Genomic DNA, 14,756 nt, shown 5'->3' with positions numbered 1-14,756 from the left:
CCTTAATATCTCAAAACTGACTTCCGAGTCATGTTTGAGATATTTGCTCTTTAAAAATCTGGATCAAGCTGAAAATTGAAACGACACACTGTGTCTGTTCTCCGTAATAAGAACAGACAAGCGGTGTGTTCGAGTCTCTCAAATTTTCGCAACACGATGTGTTTTACGAAACACCTTCGGGTTGTGAGGTTAAGCGACTAAGCGTACACGGTGGATGCCCTGGCAGTCAGAGGCGATGAAGGACGTGCTAATCTGCGATAAGCGTCGGTAAGGTGATATGAACCGTTATAACCGGCGATTTCCGAATGGGGAAACCCAGTGTGATTCGTCACACTATCATTACGTGAATACATAGCGTAATGAAGCGAACCGGGGGAACTGAAACATCTAAGTACCCCGAGGAAAAGAAATCAACCGAGATTCCCCCAGTAGCGGCGAGCGAACGGGGAGCAGCCCAGAGTCTGAATCAGCATGTGTGGTAGTGGAACGGTCTGGAAAGTCCGGCGATACAGGGTGATAGCCCCGTACACAAAATCGCATGTGTTGTGAACTCGAAGAGTAGGGCGGGACACGTGGTATCCTGTCTGAATATGGGGGGACCATCCTCCAAGGCTAAATACTCCTGACTGACCGATAGTGAACCAGTACCGTGAGGGAAAGGCGAAAAGAACCCCGGCGAGGGGAGTGAAAAAGAACCTGAAACCGTGTACGTACAAGCAGTGGGAGCCTTGATTTATCAGGGTGACTGCGTACCTTTTGTATAATGGGTCAGCGACTTATATTCTGTAGCAAGGTTAACCGAATAGGGGAGCCGAAGGGAAACCGAGTCTTAACTGGGCGTTAAGTTGCAGGGTATAGACCCGAAACCCGGTGATCTAGCCATGGGCAGGTTGAAGGTTGGGTAACACTAACTGGAGGACCGAACCGACTAATGTTGAAAAATTAGCGGATGACTTGTGGCTGGGGGTGAAAGGCCAATCAAACCGGGAGATAGCTGGTTCTCCCCGAAAGCTATTTAGGTAGCGCCTCGTGAACTCATCTTCGGGGGTAGAGCACTGTTTCGGCTAGGGGGTCATCCCGACTTACCAACCCGATGCAAACTGCGAATACCGAAGAATGTTATCACGGGAGACACACGGCGGGTGCTAACGTCCGTCGTGAAGAGGGAAACAACCCAGACCGCCAGCTAAGGTCCCAAAGTCATGGTTAAGTGGGAAACGATGTGGGAAGGCACAGACAGCCAGGATGTTGGCTTAGAAGCAGCCATCATTTAAAGAAAGCGTAATAGCTCACTGGTCGAGTCGGCCTGCGCGGAAGATGTAACGGGGCTAAACCATGCACCGAAGCTGCGGCAGCGACACTATGTGTTGTTGGGTAGGGGAGCGTTCTGTAAGCCGTTGAAGGTGGCCTGTGAGGGTTGCTGGAGGTATCAGAAGTGCGAATGCTGACATAAGTAACGATAAAGCGGGTGAAAAGCCCGCTCGCCGGAAGACCAAGGGTTCCTGTCCAACGTTAATCGGGGCAGGGTGAGTCGACCCCTAAGGCGAGGCCGAAAGGCGTAGTCGATGGGAAACAGGTTAATATTCCTGTACTTGGTGTTACTGCGAAGGGGGGACGGAGAAGGCTATGTTGGCCGGGCGACGGTTGTCCCGGTTTAAGCATGTAGGCGGAGGTTCCAGGTAAATCCGGTTCCTTATTAACGCTGAGGTGTGATGACGAGGCACTACGGTGCTGAAGTAACAAATGCCCTGCTTCCAGGAAAAGCCTCTAAGCATCAGGTAACACAAAATCGTACCCCAAACCGACACAGGTGGTCAGGTAGAGAATACCAAGGCGCTTGAGAGAACTCGGGTGAAGGAACTAGGCAAAATGGTGCCGTAACTTCGGGAGAAGGCACGCTGATATGTAGGTGAAGCGACTTGCTCGTGGAGCTGAAATCAGTCGAAGATACCAGCTGGCTGCAACTGTTTATTAAAAACACAGCACTGTGCAAACACGAAAGTGGACGTATACGGTGTGACGCCTGCCCGGTGCCGGAAGGTTAATTGATGGGGTTATCCGTAAGGAGAAGCTCTTGATCGAAGCCCCGGTAAACGGCGGCCGTAACTATAACGGTCCTAAGGTAGCGAAATTCCTTGTCGGGTAAGTTCCGACCTGCACGAATGGCGTAATGATGGCCAGGCTGTCTCCACCCGAGACTCAGTGAAATTGAACTCGCTGTGAAGATGCAGTGTACCCGCGGCAAGACGGAAAGACCCCGTGAACCTTTACTATAGCTTGACACTGAACACTGGTCCTTGATGTGTAGGATAGGTGGGAGGCTTTGAAGTGTGGACGCCAGTCTGCATGGAGCCAACCTTGAAATACCACCCTTTAATGGCTGGTGTTCTAACGTAGACCCGTGATCCGGGTTGCGGACAGTGTCTGGTGGGTAGTTTGACTGGGGCGGTCTCCTCCTAAAGAGTAACGGAGGAGCACGAAGGTTAGCTAATCCTGGTCGGACATCAGGAGGTTAGTGCAAAGGCATAAGCTAGCTTGACTGCGAGAGTGACGGCTCGAGCAGGTGCGAAAGCAGGTCTTAGTGATCCGGTGGTTCTGAATGGAAGGGCCATCGCTCAACGGATAAAAGGTACTCCGGGGATAACAGGCTGATACCGCCCAAGAGTTCATATCGACGGCGGTGTTTGGCACCTCGATGTCGGCTCATCACATCCTGGGGCTGAAGTAGGTCCCAAGGGTATGGCTGTTCGCCATTTAAAGTGGTACGCGAGCTGGGTTTAGAACGTCGTGAGACAGTTCGGTCCCTATCTGCCGTGGGCGCTGGAGAATTGAGGGGGGCTGCTCCTAGTACGAGAGGACCGGAGTGGACGCATCACTGGTGTTCGGGTTGTCATGCCAATGGCATTGCCCGGTAGCTAAATGCGGAAGAGATAAGTGCTGAAAGCATCTAAGCACGAAACTTGCCCCGAGATGAGTTCTCCCTGAGACTATAAGTCTCCTGAAGGAACGTTGAAGACTACGACGTTGATAGGTCGGGTGTGTAAGTGTAGCGATACATTGAGCTAACCGATACTAATGAACCGTGAGGCTTAACCTTACAACGCCAAAGGTGTTTTGGCGAAGAGACCAATAATCAGCTTGATACAGATTAATCGACAGACCGTAGAGGTGTGTTGAAAACAGAATTTGCCTGGCGGCTGTAGCGCGGTGGTCCCACCTGACCCCATGCCGAACTCAGAAGTGAAACGCCGTAGCGCCGATGGTAGTGTGGGGTCTCCCCATGCGAGAGTAGGGAACTGCCAGGCATCAAATTAAGCAGTAACCGGAGTATTCCGGTAGTTGTAGAAAAATTCGGTGGAGCGGTAGTTCAGTTGGTTAGAATACCTGCCTGTCACGCAGGGGGTCGCGGGTTCGAGTCCCGTCCGTTCCGCCACTTATTAAGAGCCCTGAGTTAACACTCAGGGCTTTTTCTTTATCTGCGATTTGGTTATTGCTACATTCGCAAAAATCTTCTGCGTTTTACCCTCTTTTTTCTCATATCTGTCACAGCGATAATCCTCCTCTGCTAATGAACAGCATTAATAAAGAGGAATTCAATGACAATCCCTGCATTTGGTTTAGGCACTTTTCGCCTGAAAGACGACGTCGTCATCGCATCCGTAAAAACCGCTATTGAGCTGGGTTATCGTGCTGTTGATACTGCACAAATATATGATAATGAAGCCGCTGTCGGCCAGGCAATAGCAGAAAGCAACGTACCGCGCAGCGAACTCTACATCACCACCAAGATCTGGACAGAAAACCTGAGCAAAGAGAGGCTGATCCCAAGCCTCAAAGAGAGTCTGAAAAAACTGCGCACGGACTATGTTGATTTAACCCTGATTCACTGGCCGTCACCTAATGATGCGGTGTCAGTAGAAGAGTTTATGCAGGCGCTGCTGGATGCGAAAAAACAAGGTCTGACGCGCGAAATTGGTATTTCGAACTTCACTATCCCTCTCATGGAAAAAGCGATTAGCGCGATCGGTGTCGGGAATATCGCAACGAACCAGATCGAACTCTCTCCGTATCTGCGAAACCGTAAGGTGGTGGATTGGGCGAGCGAACACGGTATTCACATTACCTCCTACATGACACTGGCTTATGGCAAGGCATTGAAAGATGAGACGATTATCCGTATCGCGACGAAGCATAACGCCACTCCTGCTCAGGTGATTCTGGCATGGGCGATGGGTGAAGGTTATTCAGTGATCCCGTCCTCAACCCGGCGTGAAAATCTGGCAAGCAACCTGCAGGCGTTGGATCTGCAACTGGATTCTGAGGACAAAAAAGCGATCGCCGCACTGGATTGCAACGATCGTCTGGTGAGTCCGGAAGGGCTGGCACCGAACTGGGATTAACTCACCTGCGTGCGGGTGGTAATGCTACCCGCATGTTCACTGAGAAAATCGATAAACGCGCGAATACGCGGGCTGACTGCCTTATCGCTGTAGTAAACCGCACTAAACGGCATCTCGATCGGAACACGATGTTCGGCGAGCAGTTCAACAAATTCTCCCCGCTCCAGCTCCTTCGCAATCATATAGTCTGACAGACACGCGATCCCGTTGCCGCTCAGGCACAGCTGCTTTATCGTCTCTCCGCTATTAGAAGAAAGCCCGCTGGTAATCTCATGAAGCTGCCCATCGCAGCAGGAGACCGGCCAGGTATTCAGCGTAGCCGGTTCGGTAAAACCTAAACAGAGATGATCTTTCAGATCGGCGACGGTTTCGGGCTTACCATACTGTGCAATGTAATCCGGCGAAGCGATAATTTTACGGTAACTGGTAAACAGTGGGCGAGCGCGAAGACTGGAATCGCTTAATGCACCTGCGCGGATCGCCACATCAACCTTCCTCTCGATAAGATTGATAAAGGTCTCCGAGGAGACCAACGAAAGAGTTACCTCCGGATAACGTTCGCGGAATGGCTTGATCAGCGGCGTCAGAAAGTTAAGCGTCACCGGTGTTGCGGCATCTATACGCAGCAATCCACGTGGGGTATTGCGCGTTTCCATAATCTCCGTCTCGGCGGCGGCCATTTCCTGCAATATTGACTGTACGCGCCTGAAATAACGCTCGCCTTCCTCTGTGAGGCTTAACTGGCGTGTTGTGCGATTAAGCAAACCCACACCCAATTTCATTTCCAGTTTTTTGACGGCACGACTAACGGCAGAGTTAGCCTGGCCAAGTTGTTCTGCGGCGCGGCTGAAACTACCACTTTCTACCACAGCAACAAAAATCGCGAGTTCTTCTGATGTTGCTTTCATTTTTGCACCTGAAGCAAAATTATATTGAGATTTTGGATATTTTTGTCATTAAAACACCACTGCATACTACGTGTCATCTACTTAGTGATGATATGGAGTGACTTATGCCGTTAGCGTTACTTGCACTGACAATCAGTGCCTTTGCAATTGGCACAACCGAATTTGTGATAGTGGGTCTGGTGCCTACCATTGCCGAACAACTGGCGATCTCGTTGCCTTCTGCGGGGTTATTGGTCTCAATCTACGCTCTGGGGGTCGCGATCGGCGCTCCAGTGCTGACAGCATTAACCGGACGTTTACCGCGTAAACAGTTGCTGGTTGCATTGATGGTTCTGTTTACTGCCGGGAATATTTTGGCATGGCAGGCACCTGGGTATATGACACTGGTAGTCGCTCGTCTGCTGACGGGACTGGCGCATGGTGTGTTCTTCTCTATTGGCTCGACAATTGCGACGAGTCTGGTGCCAAAAGAGAAAGCCGCGTCAGCCATTGCCATTATGTTTGGCGGCTTAACTGTTGCCCTGGTCACCGGCGTTCCGCTGGGAACATTTATCGGTCAGCATTTTGGATGGCGTGAAACGTTTCTTGCTGTCTCAATGCTCGGTATCATCGCATTGATCAGCAGCCTGATTCTGATTCCGGCGAATATACCAGGCCGTGCTGCCGCGACGATCCGCGATCAGATACGCGTGTTAACACACCCACGCCTGCTGATTATCTATGCCATCACCGCGTTAGGCTACGGTGGCGTATTTTCCGCGTTTACCTTTCTGGCACCAATGATGCAGAACCTGGCGGGGTTTTCACCGGCAGCCGTGAGCTGGATTTTGCTGGGGTATGGTGTTTCTGTTGCTATCGGCAATATCTGGGGCGGTAAGCTGGCGGATAAGCATGGCGCAGTTCCGGCATTGAAATTTATCTTTGCCGCGCTGGTTGTGTTGTTGATGGTCTTCCAGTTCACGGCATCAGTACAATATGCTGCGCTGGCGACCATCCTGGTGATGGGGATCTTTGCTTTTGGCAACGTGCCAGGATTGCAGGTATATGTGGTACAAAAAGCGGAACAATTTACGCCCAATGCCGTGGATGTCGCTTCAGGCCTGAATATTGCGGCATTCAACATTGGGATTGCGATAGGATCCGTCGTGGGCGGGCAAACCGTACAGCATTTTGGTTTAGCACAAACGCCGTGGATTGGCGCGGTGATTGTGCTGGGAGCCTTCTTACTCATGGGAGTCAGTGGAAGGCTGGATAAACCGTCACGCGTTGCCCTGGGCTAAGCTGTTGATGTAAGTGCTCGCTTACAAAACAATATGTAATTGTCCGTTGAAAGTGTGAGCTAAAATCCCTATAACAGAAGAACCAGTCCGGATCCGGGCTGGTTGACGTTATAGAGGTTTGAAAGTCAAAAGTGCGAAAAAACACCTATGCCATGCGCTATGTCGCCGGACAACCTGCAGAACGGATTTTACCGCCTGGGTCGTTTGCGAGTATCGGCCAGGCATTACCCGCCGGAGAGCCGTTAAGCAGTGAAGACCGCATTCGGATCCTGGTGTGGAATATCTTCAAACAGCAGCGTGCCGAATGGCTGTCGGTGCTGAAGAACTTCGGCAAAGATGCGCATCTTGTTCTATTGCAAGAAGCGCAAACCACGCCAGAGCTGGTGCAGTTTGCCACCGCAAACTATCTGGCGGCTGACCAGGTTCCGGCTTTTGTTCTGCCTCAACATCCTTCCGGCGTGATGACGCTTTCAGCTGCTCACCCTGTATACTGCTGCCCACTGCGCGAACGCGAGCCGATCTTACGCCTGGCGAAATCTGCGCTGGTAACGGTCTATCCGTTGCCTGATTCGCGATTATTAATGGTCGTCAATATCCATGCGGTTAATTTCAGCCTGGGGGTCGATGTGTACAGTAAGCAGCTACTTCCTATTGGTGACCAGATTGCACACCATAGTGGCCCGGTGATAATGGCAGGCGATTTCAATGCCTGGAGCCGCCAGCGCATGAATGCGCTGTATCGCTTTGCGCGTGAAATGTCGCTTCGTCAGGTGCGCTTTACGGATGATCAGCGCCGTCGGGCCTTTGGCCGTCCTCTCGATTTTGTCTTTTATCGTGGTCTGAACGTTAGTGAAGCCTCTGTACTGGTCACGCGCGCGTCCGATCATAACCCACTACTCGTTGAATTCAGTCCCGGCAAACCTGAGCAGTAGGTGTGTCAGGTCTGCCGTAGGGCAGGCCAGTAGCGGTGCTGCCCTTTACCTCCCAACCAGAAAAGGGCAATACAATGACAACACACTCTCATCATGACAACGTCGAAAAACAGTTCGGTTCGCAGGCGAATGCCTATTTAACCAGTGCCGTACACGCCACTGGCCGTGATTTACAGCGTCTGGCGCAAAGACTGTCTGCGTTTCCTCTGGCTCATGTTCTGGATATGGGGTGTGGGGCGGGGCATGCCAGTTTTATTGCCGCACAGAATGTGCAACGCGTTGTGGCGTACGACTTGTCCTCTCAAATGCTGGAAGTCGTTGCACAAGCTGCGAGCGAGAAAGGGTTAAGTAATATTGCTACGCGGCAAGGTTATGCCGAAAAGTTACCCTTCGACGATCACGTGTTTGATGTGGTTATCAGCCGTTATTCAGCCCATCACTGGCATGATGTTGGTATGGCGCTGCGTGAGGTGTGCCGTGTATTGAAACCGGGTGGCAGACTGATAATGATGGATGTGATGTCGCCAGGGCATCCGGTTCGTGACATCTGGTTGCAGACGGTTGAAGCGTTGCGTGATACCTCGCACGTGCGTAACTATTCAAGCGGCGAGTGGCTGTCTTTCATTAATAACGCGAATTTGGTCGTCGACACGCTGCTGACCGATCGTTTACCCCTGGAATTCAGCTCATGGGTAGCACGGATGCGCACACCGGCCGCATTAGCACAAGCCATACGCATGTATCAGGAGAGCGCATCGGGGGAGGTGAAGGGCTACTTTGCGTTGCAGGAGGATGGTTCCTTTACCAGCGACACCATCATGATTGAAGCGCGTAAAGCGTAAATAAAAAAGGCACCGGGGGAATCGGTGCCTTTTTCACATTATGCTTATCAGGAGTCTGGCATACCGTTGTTTTTCACAAACAACGTTAGCTGATCGCCGGGCTGCAGATTATCCGTATCGTTGTTCCAGCGCATCACATCTTTGATGTTAACGCCGTGACGCTTAGCGATGCTCGAAAGAGAATCCCCTTTACGCACACGATAGGTAATACTGTCGCTGTTGTTAGCCAGTCGCTGCGCGCTAGTGCCCGCGCCAACCGTCAAACTTTGCCCAACTTTCAGGCTGGAACCACGCAGATTGTTCCACTGCTTCAGATCGCTTGCTTTCACGCCAAGACGCGAAGCGATGCCCGAAAGCGTGTCGCCAGAGCGAACCGTGTAGCTACGGCTGTTCAGTGGCGTATTATCTGCAACTAACGTTGACTGTACCGCCGCAATTTCGCCGGAAGCCAGAGACTCACGCAGTTGTGCTGCATGCTTCTTTGGAATCATCACGTATTGCGGGCCGCTTGCACCCAACGTAGAGCCTTTCACGCCAGCATTAAACGTCTTTAGCTTGCTGACGGAAATTCCCGCCATATCTGCAACCTGCGCCATTTCTACCGGACTGCTCAAGCGAACACGCGCCAACGCCCGACTTTCGTCTGTCGTAGGCAGACGCACGCCATAGCGTTTGCTGTTTTTGAGAATATCGCTCAAAGCCAGCATTTTTGGCACGTACTGCTTCGTTTCCTGAGGTAATGGAAGTGACCAAAAGTCCGTCGCTTTGCCACGAGCTTTGTTCGCTTTCATCGCCTTCATCACGCGACCTTCGCCGCTATTATAAGCCGCTACGGTCAACAGCCAGTCGCCGTCAAACATTTTGTTCAGACGTTGCATCATGTCCAGCGCCGCCGTTGTGGATGCCACAACATCGCGACGTGCATCATAACTGCGCGTCTGTTTTAAACCATAATTGCGCCCCGTGCTCGGAATGATCTGCCAAATGCCAGCTGCATTGGCGCCAGACGTCGCGTGAGGATCAAAAGCGCTCTCCACTATGGGTAGTAGTACCAGTTCCATAGGCATGTTACGTTTTTTAACTTGCCCGGCTATCCAGTACATATACGGCTCTGCCCGTAAAGTTACATCGTGGAGATAGCTCTTATTGCGTAAATATTTCTGTTTCTGTTCGCGAATCCGGTTATTTTCCGGAATTCCCATCTTTAGCTCGTCACCAATGAAAGCCCACAGGTCTTGATCCGGCGCGATAGACGTCCCATCGTCCATCCATCGAGCCTGACTCGTAAACTTTCCTGCTTCCCCTTGACCAGCTGCAGAAAGGCTCTGTGCGTGCTGTTGAACACCAGCGTTCTGAGACGACTGGCACCCCACGAGCAGGACAGAGGCGAGTAATATCGCTTTTGCCTTCATGTGTGTGTCAATAGTTGCTTAAAAGACGACCGATCATAACGGCGAAGTTTGCGAATGACAAGTAGGAATTGTCAGAACCTGTCTTTCTTTGACCTTAACCAGGCAAAACGCTCTTCAGGGTGTTGCAATATTGTTTCTTTGTTTATTTCATTAATTAAATCAATATCTTCCGTTCTTAGAAAAATATTGTTTTGCCGCTCATTTTTCAGAGTAACGGGTAGTGTCATTTGGTTTTTTGCGCGTAACTCATTAACTTTACGATAATATTCATTAATGAACGAATCGTGCGGTAGGATGCTGAGTGCAAACTTAATATTTGATAACGTATATTCATGGGCGCTACACACCAATGTATCATCAGGAAGTGCACATATTTTTTTAAGTGATTGATACATTTGAATTGAAGTGCCTTCAAACAAACGTCCACATCCCCCTGAAAACAGAGTATCCCCGCAAAATAGATAAGGGTGGCTAAAGTAACAGATATGTCCTAAAGTGTGACCCGGTGTGGCAAATACACTAAATTCATGCCCTAAAATGAAGGCACTTTCGCCATCTTTGACTACCTGAGTCGTTCCCTTATCTTGTGTCTCTGCCGGTCCGTAAACCACAATTTTAGGAAAATGCTCACGGAGTTCTTTCACACCGCCAACGTGATCCTGATGATGATGAGTGAGTAAAATCGCTTCCGGTTGCCAGTTATGCTCCGCAATCGCATCCAACACCGGTTTTGCGTCACCGGGATCGACAATCAGGCAATGTCCTTCATTATTAGTAAGAACCCAGATGTAATTGTCCTGAAACGCGGGAATACTGTTAAGATTCATAGATTACCTCTCAAACGTAGCGGAAGGTCGTGATGAAACCGGCAAGGATCCCTCAAACTGCTATAGCACCTGAATGCTGGGGCGATCTGCCCTGGGGTGAGTACTATCGTGAGGCGCTGGAACAACAACTTAACCCGTGGTTCGCTAAAATGTATGGTTTTCACCTGCTTAAGGTCGGTAATTTAAGCGCAGAAATCAACTCGGAAGCGTGCGCTGTCTCCCACCAGGTAAATGTTTCCGCACAAGGTTCGCCGGTCCAGGTTCAGGCCGACCCATTGCATCTGCCCTTTGCCGATAAATCTGTTGATGTGTGTTTGTTGGCGCATACGTTGCCCTGGTGCGCAGATCCGCACCGTTTACTTAATGAAGCTGACCGCGTGTTAATTGATGATGGCTGGCTTGTGTTAAGCGGGTTCAATCCTGTGAGCCTGATGGGATTACGCAAGTTGGTGCCGGTATTACGTAAAACGAGCCCCTATAACAGCCGAATGTTTACGCTTATGCGTCAGTTCGACTGGTTATCCCTGCTGAATTTTGAAGTGTTACACTATAGCCGCTTTCACGTCTTGCCCTGGGCAAAGCAGGGCGGGAAGCTGTTGAGTGCGCATGTTCCGGCATTGGGTTGTCTGCAGCTTATTGTCGCGCGCAAGCGAACCATTCCGCTCACGCTTAACCCAATGAAACAAAATAAAAACACAGCGCGGATTCGACAAACTGTCGGTGCGACCCGCCATTACCGTAAACCCGACGCCTAAGTTTCCGGCTGATACCCGGTGTCTTCCTGAGTGGGATTCATTGCGGCGGCACGTGCAAGCTCATCGCAGCGTTCATTTTCCGGATGGCCGGCATGGCCTTTTACCCATTCCCATTTAATTTGGTGCTGGCCCAACGCCGCGTCGAGACGCTTCCAGAGATCAACGTTCTTCACCGGTTTTTTATCCGCGGTTTTCCAGCCACGTTTTTTCCAGTTGTGGATCCACTGCGTAATCCCCTGGCGGACGTACTGACTGTCAGTACTGAGCACAACGTTGCAGTGCTCCTTCAGTGCTTCCAGTGCGACAATGGCCGCCATCAACTCCATGCGGTTATTCGTCGTGAGGGTATACCCTTCGTTAAAGGTTTTTTCGCGGCCGCGATAGCGTAAAATAGCGCCATAACCGCCAGGCCCTGGATTGCCAAGACAAGAACCATCGGTGAAAATTTCTACCTGTTTAAGCATCTCTGGTAGACTTCCTGTAATTTGAAATCGAACTGTAAACGACAAGTCTGACATAAATGACCGCTATGAGCACTGCAATTACACGACAGATCGTCCTGGATACCGAAACCACGGGTATGAACCAGATCGGCGCGCACTACGAAGGGCACAAGATTATTGAAATTGGTGCTGTCGAGGTGGTCAATCGTCGTCTGACGGGGAATAACTTCCACGTCTACCTTAAACCTGACCGGCTGGTGGACCCGGAAGCGTTCGGGGTACACGGTATTGCAGATGAATTTTTGCTCGATAAACCGACGTTTGCCGAGGTAGCCGATGAGTTCCTCGATTACATTCGGGGCGCTGAACTGGTTATTCATAACGCGTCGTTTGATATCGGCTTTATGGATTATGAGTTCGGTAAACTCCATCGCGACATCCCAAAGACGAACACCTTCTGCAAAGTGACCGATAGCCTGGCGCTGGCGAGGAAGATGTTTCCTGGCAAGCGTAACAGCCTCGATGCGTTGTGCTCACGTTATGAAATAGACAACAGCAAACGAACCCTGCACGGCGCATTGCTCGATGCCCAGATTCTGGCCGACGTTTATCTGATGATGACGGGCGGTCAAACGACGATGGCTTTTACGATGGAAGGGGAAAGTCAGCAGCAGCAGGGTGAGGCGGGGATCCAACGCATTGTTCGCCAGGCGGGTAGGTTACGCGTTGTTTTAGCCACTGATGAAGAGCTGGCGGCGCATGAGTCGCGTCTTGACCTTGTTCAGAAGAAGGGCGGAAGTTGTCTCTGGCGAGCCTAGTTTGCCTTTTTACGCGCTAAAAATAACCTCTCGGGCGATTTTTACAGCAAACGATTCGAAACGTGAGAAAAAGCGTTGACGAGGTGCGAAGCAATCCGTAATATTCGCTTCGTTCCCAAGCGGAACACAACGCGGAGTGGTAGTTCAGTTGGTTAGAATACCTGCCTGTCACGCAGGGGGTCGCGGGTTCGAGTCCCGTCCATTCCGCCACTATTCAGAAGGCCTGAATCAGAAATGATTCAGGCCTTCGTCGTTTTCATATTTGTATTTTCCCCCGGTATGCCATTCCCCTTTGGTTTGTTACCTTCCTCCTGGAGCCGCTCACCGATCTCTCCCTCAACACAATTGTTGCGCTTTCGTGGAGTAGACTCTCGCCCGACGACTTCCTGCCAGCGAGCACGGCAGGGAAGGCGCCGGTAAATACAGCACACCATGTCATCTTTAATCTGACGAAGATTACTGAGCGGTTAACCTGAAAAGCGATTCATCACGCAGGCTAAGCGGGGTGAAAAACTATCACCGATAATGATCGTTTCTTTATTAATGCGTTTCAGCATGTACAGTTTGTCGACGCGTTTGTAGGCGTCGAAAAAAAGATAATCGATTTCATCTGCTGCATCATCATCGGGGGCTTTTTCACGTCCGTCGGGGGTGAGGGTGAAAACGCCTGCGGTATGGCCGAGTGGGCTGGCGTAGCGAAAGAACAGTTTACGGTCAACAGTGAACTCGCCCTCATCGCTTTTGAACTTCCCTTGTACTGACAGTGAAAGGTGCCCGGAGTTGTAGCTGGTTATCAACAGGATCCCATTGAGTACCTTCTTCGAGTTATGGACGTCGAGTATCGACGTGAATTCCGAAGAGCAGGAAAAACTGATCTCTTTTTTCTTCGCATCTCCGGTAATGATGAGGAAGGCGATAGCCGCCAGCCCACAAATGGTAATCACGACTGACCACAATAAAGGAGAGTGATCGCTTTCCGGCTTCATATCATTCCTCATGATGACGATACAGGCTGGCACAGTGGTAATAGCCGAGGTTAAGACCGCATTCAGCAGCAAACGACCAGTCAATCAGGTTATGGTTGCTCGACCAGGTATTGAGATAGAGATCTTTCGTGTGTGAACAGTCCGGGTTAATGCCAACGGACTGGAAAATATCCCGCGCCTTCTTTTCGGTAATGGTGTCGGTGAGGGCATTACCTAAAATATGCACACGGCATTTCTCATAGTTGATCGTCCTGAGAATAGAAGCATCCGTCATGTAGATTTCATTAGGTATCCAGGTCAACCAGGCCGTCGCCAGCACAGCAATGCCGGTAATTAATGCGGTTATCGCAACAGGCCATCGGTTATGCTTCTTCTTCTTTTGTGCCGGCATCGAGGTGGGAGTTTTGTCAGGAATCTGTACCTCTTCCCGTTGCTGAATATTGATACTGACATCGCCCATTCGAAATCCCATACGGGGAATCGTCACGATGAATTCTGCAGGGTGTCCCGTTGACGTTATTGCTTTGCGTAGAAATGAAATATGCTGGTTGAGATTAGCATCTGTCGCTCTGGCTCCATTGTGCTGGAAAACATTCAGCAGAATCTCGTCGCGCGTGGAAATCTCTTTACCATTTTGCAATAAATACAGCAGTAATAGTGATGCTACATTATTCAGTGTGGCCGTTTCACCAGAGGTTAGGTCTTTTAGCGTATTTTTATGCGGTCTAAAAATAAGGCCATCACCGATAATTACGGATTTGATTTTTTTTATTGGTATATGAGAAATCACTGATGTCTCCTTTAAGGCAGGAAATCTCGCATTCGAGTGGTTAAGGCAATAGCATAACATAATTCATTTATAAAAAATGGTTGTACCAAAGAACGTTTTTTTAATGTTTTCATAACAATATTTTAATATCCTTTTCTGAAATTACCAATTCTTCTTCTCGTCTTCGCTATCTTATTGTCATGGCTCACATTTGATATCCATTGTCATTTTTACAAAATATTCATAAATACTTTTTTTTATCATTTAAGCTAAATTAAAAAATACAGAACAGATAAAAATATTATAAATAATATAAAAAGTAGTGTTTTGTGCTGGTTTTTGTGTTTTGTTTGGTCTGTTTTTCGTGATTGATCCGTTCAGTGG

12 protein-coding genes, 2 tRNA genes and 2 rRNA genes are annotated in these 14,756 nt (G+C 49.9%); 10 read left to right on the top strand and 6 right to left on the bottom strand.

The genetic code is table 11. The annotated features are described in order from the left end of the window. The first annotated feature begins 187 nt into the window (after window positions 1–187). From JM656_RS17345 to dkgB, 4 genes are all read left to right on the top strand, one after another. Window positions 188–3,097, top strand: a 23S ribosomal RNA gene (locus tag JM656_RS17345). A 92-nt stretch (window positions 3,098–3,189) separates the two neighbouring features. Beyond that, window positions 3,190–3,305, top strand: a 5S ribosomal RNA gene (gene rrf, locus JM656_RS17340). 51 nt (window positions 3,306–3,356) lie between these two features. Continuing rightward, window positions 3,357–3,433: transfer RNA gene (locus JM656_RS17335), tRNA-Asp, on the top strand. Between the two features lie 163 nt (window positions 3,434–3,596). After that, the gene (gene dkgB / locus JM656_RS17330) at window positions 3,597–4,400 is read left to right on the top strand and encodes a 2,5-didehydrogluconate reductase DkgB (RefSeq protein WP_203358847.1); all 804 of its coding nucleotides are present in this window, start codon (window positions 3,597–3,599) and stop codon (window positions 4,398–4,400) included. Here dkgB and yafC read toward each other — a convergent pair. Continuing rightward, window positions 4,397–5,308, bottom strand: coding sequence for a DNA-binding transcriptional regulator YafC (yafC, locus tag JM656_RS17325; protein ID WP_203358846.1), 912 nt, complete (start codon window positions 5,306–5,308; stop codon window positions 4,397–4,399). The genes dkgB and yafC overlap by 4 nt on opposite strands. Before the next feature lie 104 nt (window positions 5,309–5,412). Between yafC and JM656_RS17320 the strand changes: the two genes are divergently transcribed. The 3 genes from JM656_RS17320 (at window position 5,413) to JM656_RS17310 (ending at window position 8,362) form a co-directional block, all read left to right on the top strand. Then, complete coding sequence (locus JM656_RS17320; RefSeq protein ID WP_203358845.1) at window positions 5,413–6,588, top strand: MFS transporter; 1,176 nt, start codon at window positions 5,413–5,415, stop codon at window positions 6,586–6,588. Between the two features lie 131 nt (window positions 6,589–6,719). After that, window positions 6,720–7,520: an endonuclease/exonuclease/phosphatase family protein gene (locus JM656_RS17315; RefSeq protein WP_203358844.1), complete on the top strand. Its 801-nt coding sequence runs from the start codon at window positions 6,720–6,722 to the stop codon at window positions 7,518–7,520. A gap of 74 nt (window positions 7,521–7,594) precedes the next feature. Continuing rightward, window positions 7,595–8,362: a class I SAM-dependent methyltransferase gene (locus JM656_RS17310; protein ID WP_203358843.1), complete on the top strand. Its 768-nt coding sequence runs from the start codon at window positions 7,595–7,597 to the stop codon at window positions 8,360–8,362. 47 nt (window positions 8,363–8,409) lie between these two features. On the opposite strand, the gene mltD is transcribed toward JM656_RS17310, so the two are convergent. Then, entirely contained in the window at window positions 8,410–9,774 is a 1,365-nt protein-coding gene (gene mltD, locus JM656_RS17305; protein ID WP_203358842.1) for a murein transglycosylase D, read from the bottom strand. Window positions 9,775–9,845: 71 nt separating this feature from the next. Continuing rightward, the gene (gene gloB / locus JM656_RS17300) at window positions 9,846–10,601 is read right to left on the bottom strand and encodes a hydroxyacylglutathione hydrolase (protein ID WP_203358841.1); all 756 of its coding nucleotides are present in this window, start codon (window positions 10,599–10,601) and stop codon (window positions 9,846–9,848) included. 32 nt (window positions 10,602–10,633) lie between these two features. On the opposite strand from gloB, the gene JM656_RS17295 reads away from it, so the two are divergent. Then, the gene (locus JM656_RS17295; protein WP_203358840.1) at window positions 10,634–11,356 is read left to right on the top strand and encodes a class I SAM-dependent methyltransferase; all 723 of its coding nucleotides are present in this window, start codon (window positions 10,634–10,636) and stop codon (window positions 11,354–11,356) included. On the opposite strand, the gene rnhA is transcribed toward JM656_RS17295, so the two are convergent. Next, window positions 11,353–11,820, bottom strand: coding sequence for a ribonuclease HI (gene rnhA, locus JM656_RS17290; RefSeq protein WP_203358839.1), 468 nt, complete (start codon window positions 11,818–11,820; stop codon window positions 11,353–11,355). The genes JM656_RS17295 and rnhA overlap by 4 nt on opposite strands. Window positions 11,821–11,885: 65 nt before the next feature. Between rnhA and dnaQ the strand changes: the two genes are divergently transcribed. Both dnaQ and JM656_RS17280 read left to right on the top strand, forming a co-directional pair. Continuing rightward, window positions 11,886–12,617 (top strand): DNA polymerase III subunit epsilon, encoded by a 732-nt coding sequence (gene dnaQ, locus JM656_RS17285; RefSeq protein ID WP_203358838.1) that lies wholly within the window; start codon window positions 11,886–11,888, stop codon window positions 12,615–12,617. Between the two features lie 133 nt (window positions 12,618–12,750). Next, window positions 12,751–12,827, top strand: a tRNA-Asp gene (locus tag JM656_RS17280). 257 nt (window positions 12,828–13,084) lie between these two features. On the opposite strand, the gene JM656_RS17275 is transcribed toward JM656_RS17280, so the two are convergent. Both JM656_RS17275 and JM656_RS17270 read right to left on the bottom strand, forming a co-directional pair. Next, complete coding sequence (locus JM656_RS17275) at window positions 13,085–13,603, bottom strand: hypothetical protein (protein WP_203358837.1); 519 nt, start codon at window positions 13,601–13,603, stop codon at window positions 13,085–13,087. Between the two features lies 1 nt (window position 13,604). After that, complete coding sequence (locus JM656_RS17270) at window positions 13,605–14,393, bottom strand: winged helix-turn-helix domain-containing protein (RefSeq protein WP_203358836.1); 789 nt, start codon at window positions 14,391–14,393, stop codon at window positions 13,605–13,607. Window positions 14,394–14,756 lie beyond the last annotated feature (363 nt).

Source organism: Citrobacter sp. R56 (assembly GCF_016811995.1).
GTDB classification, from domain to species: Bacteria; Pseudomonadota; Gammaproteobacteria; order Enterobacterales; family Enterobacteriaceae; genus Citrobacter_D; species Citrobacter_D enshiensis.
This window is presented reverse-complemented; position numbering and strand designations above follow the sequence as displayed.

Bases quoted from the DNA above. Each gene is read 5' to 3' on its own strand.
- mltD (WP_203358842.1), bottom strand. From the start codon at position 9,774: ATGAAGGCAAAAGCGATATTACTCGCCTCTGTCCTGCTCGTGGGGTGC.
- rnhA (WP_203358839.1), bottom strand. From the start codon at position 11,820: ATGCTTAAACAGGTAGAAATTTTCACCGATGGTTCTTGTCTTGGCAAT.
- JM656_RS17275 (WP_203358837.1), bottom strand. From the start codon at position 13,603: ATGAAGCCGGAAAGCGATCACTCTCCTTTATTGTGGTCAGTCGTGATT.
- JM656_RS17320 (WP_203358845.1), top strand. From the start codon at position 5,413: ATGCCGTTAGCGTTACTTGCACTGACAATCAGTGCCTTTGCAATTGGC.
- dnaQ (WP_203358838.1), top strand. From the start codon at position 11,886: ATGAGCACTGCAATTACACGACAGATCGTCCTGGATACCGAAACCACG.
- yafC (WP_203358846.1), bottom strand. From the start codon at position 5,308: ATGAAAGCAACATCAGAAGAACTCGCGATTTTTGTTGCTGTGGTAGAA.
- JM656_RS17310 (WP_203358843.1), top strand. From the start codon at position 7,595: ATGACAACACACTCTCATCATGACAACGTCGAAAAACAGTTCGGTTCG.
- dkgB (WP_203358847.1), top strand. From the start codon at position 3,597: ATGACAATCCCTGCATTTGGTTTAGGCACTTTTCGCCTGAAAGACGAC.
- JM656_RS17295 (WP_203358840.1), top strand. From the start codon at position 10,634: ATGAAACCGGCAAGGATCCCTCAAACTGCTATAGCACCTGAATGCTGG.
- gloB (WP_203358841.1), bottom strand. From the start codon at position 10,601: ATGAATCTTAACAGTATTCCCGCGTTTCAGGACAATTACATCTGGGTT.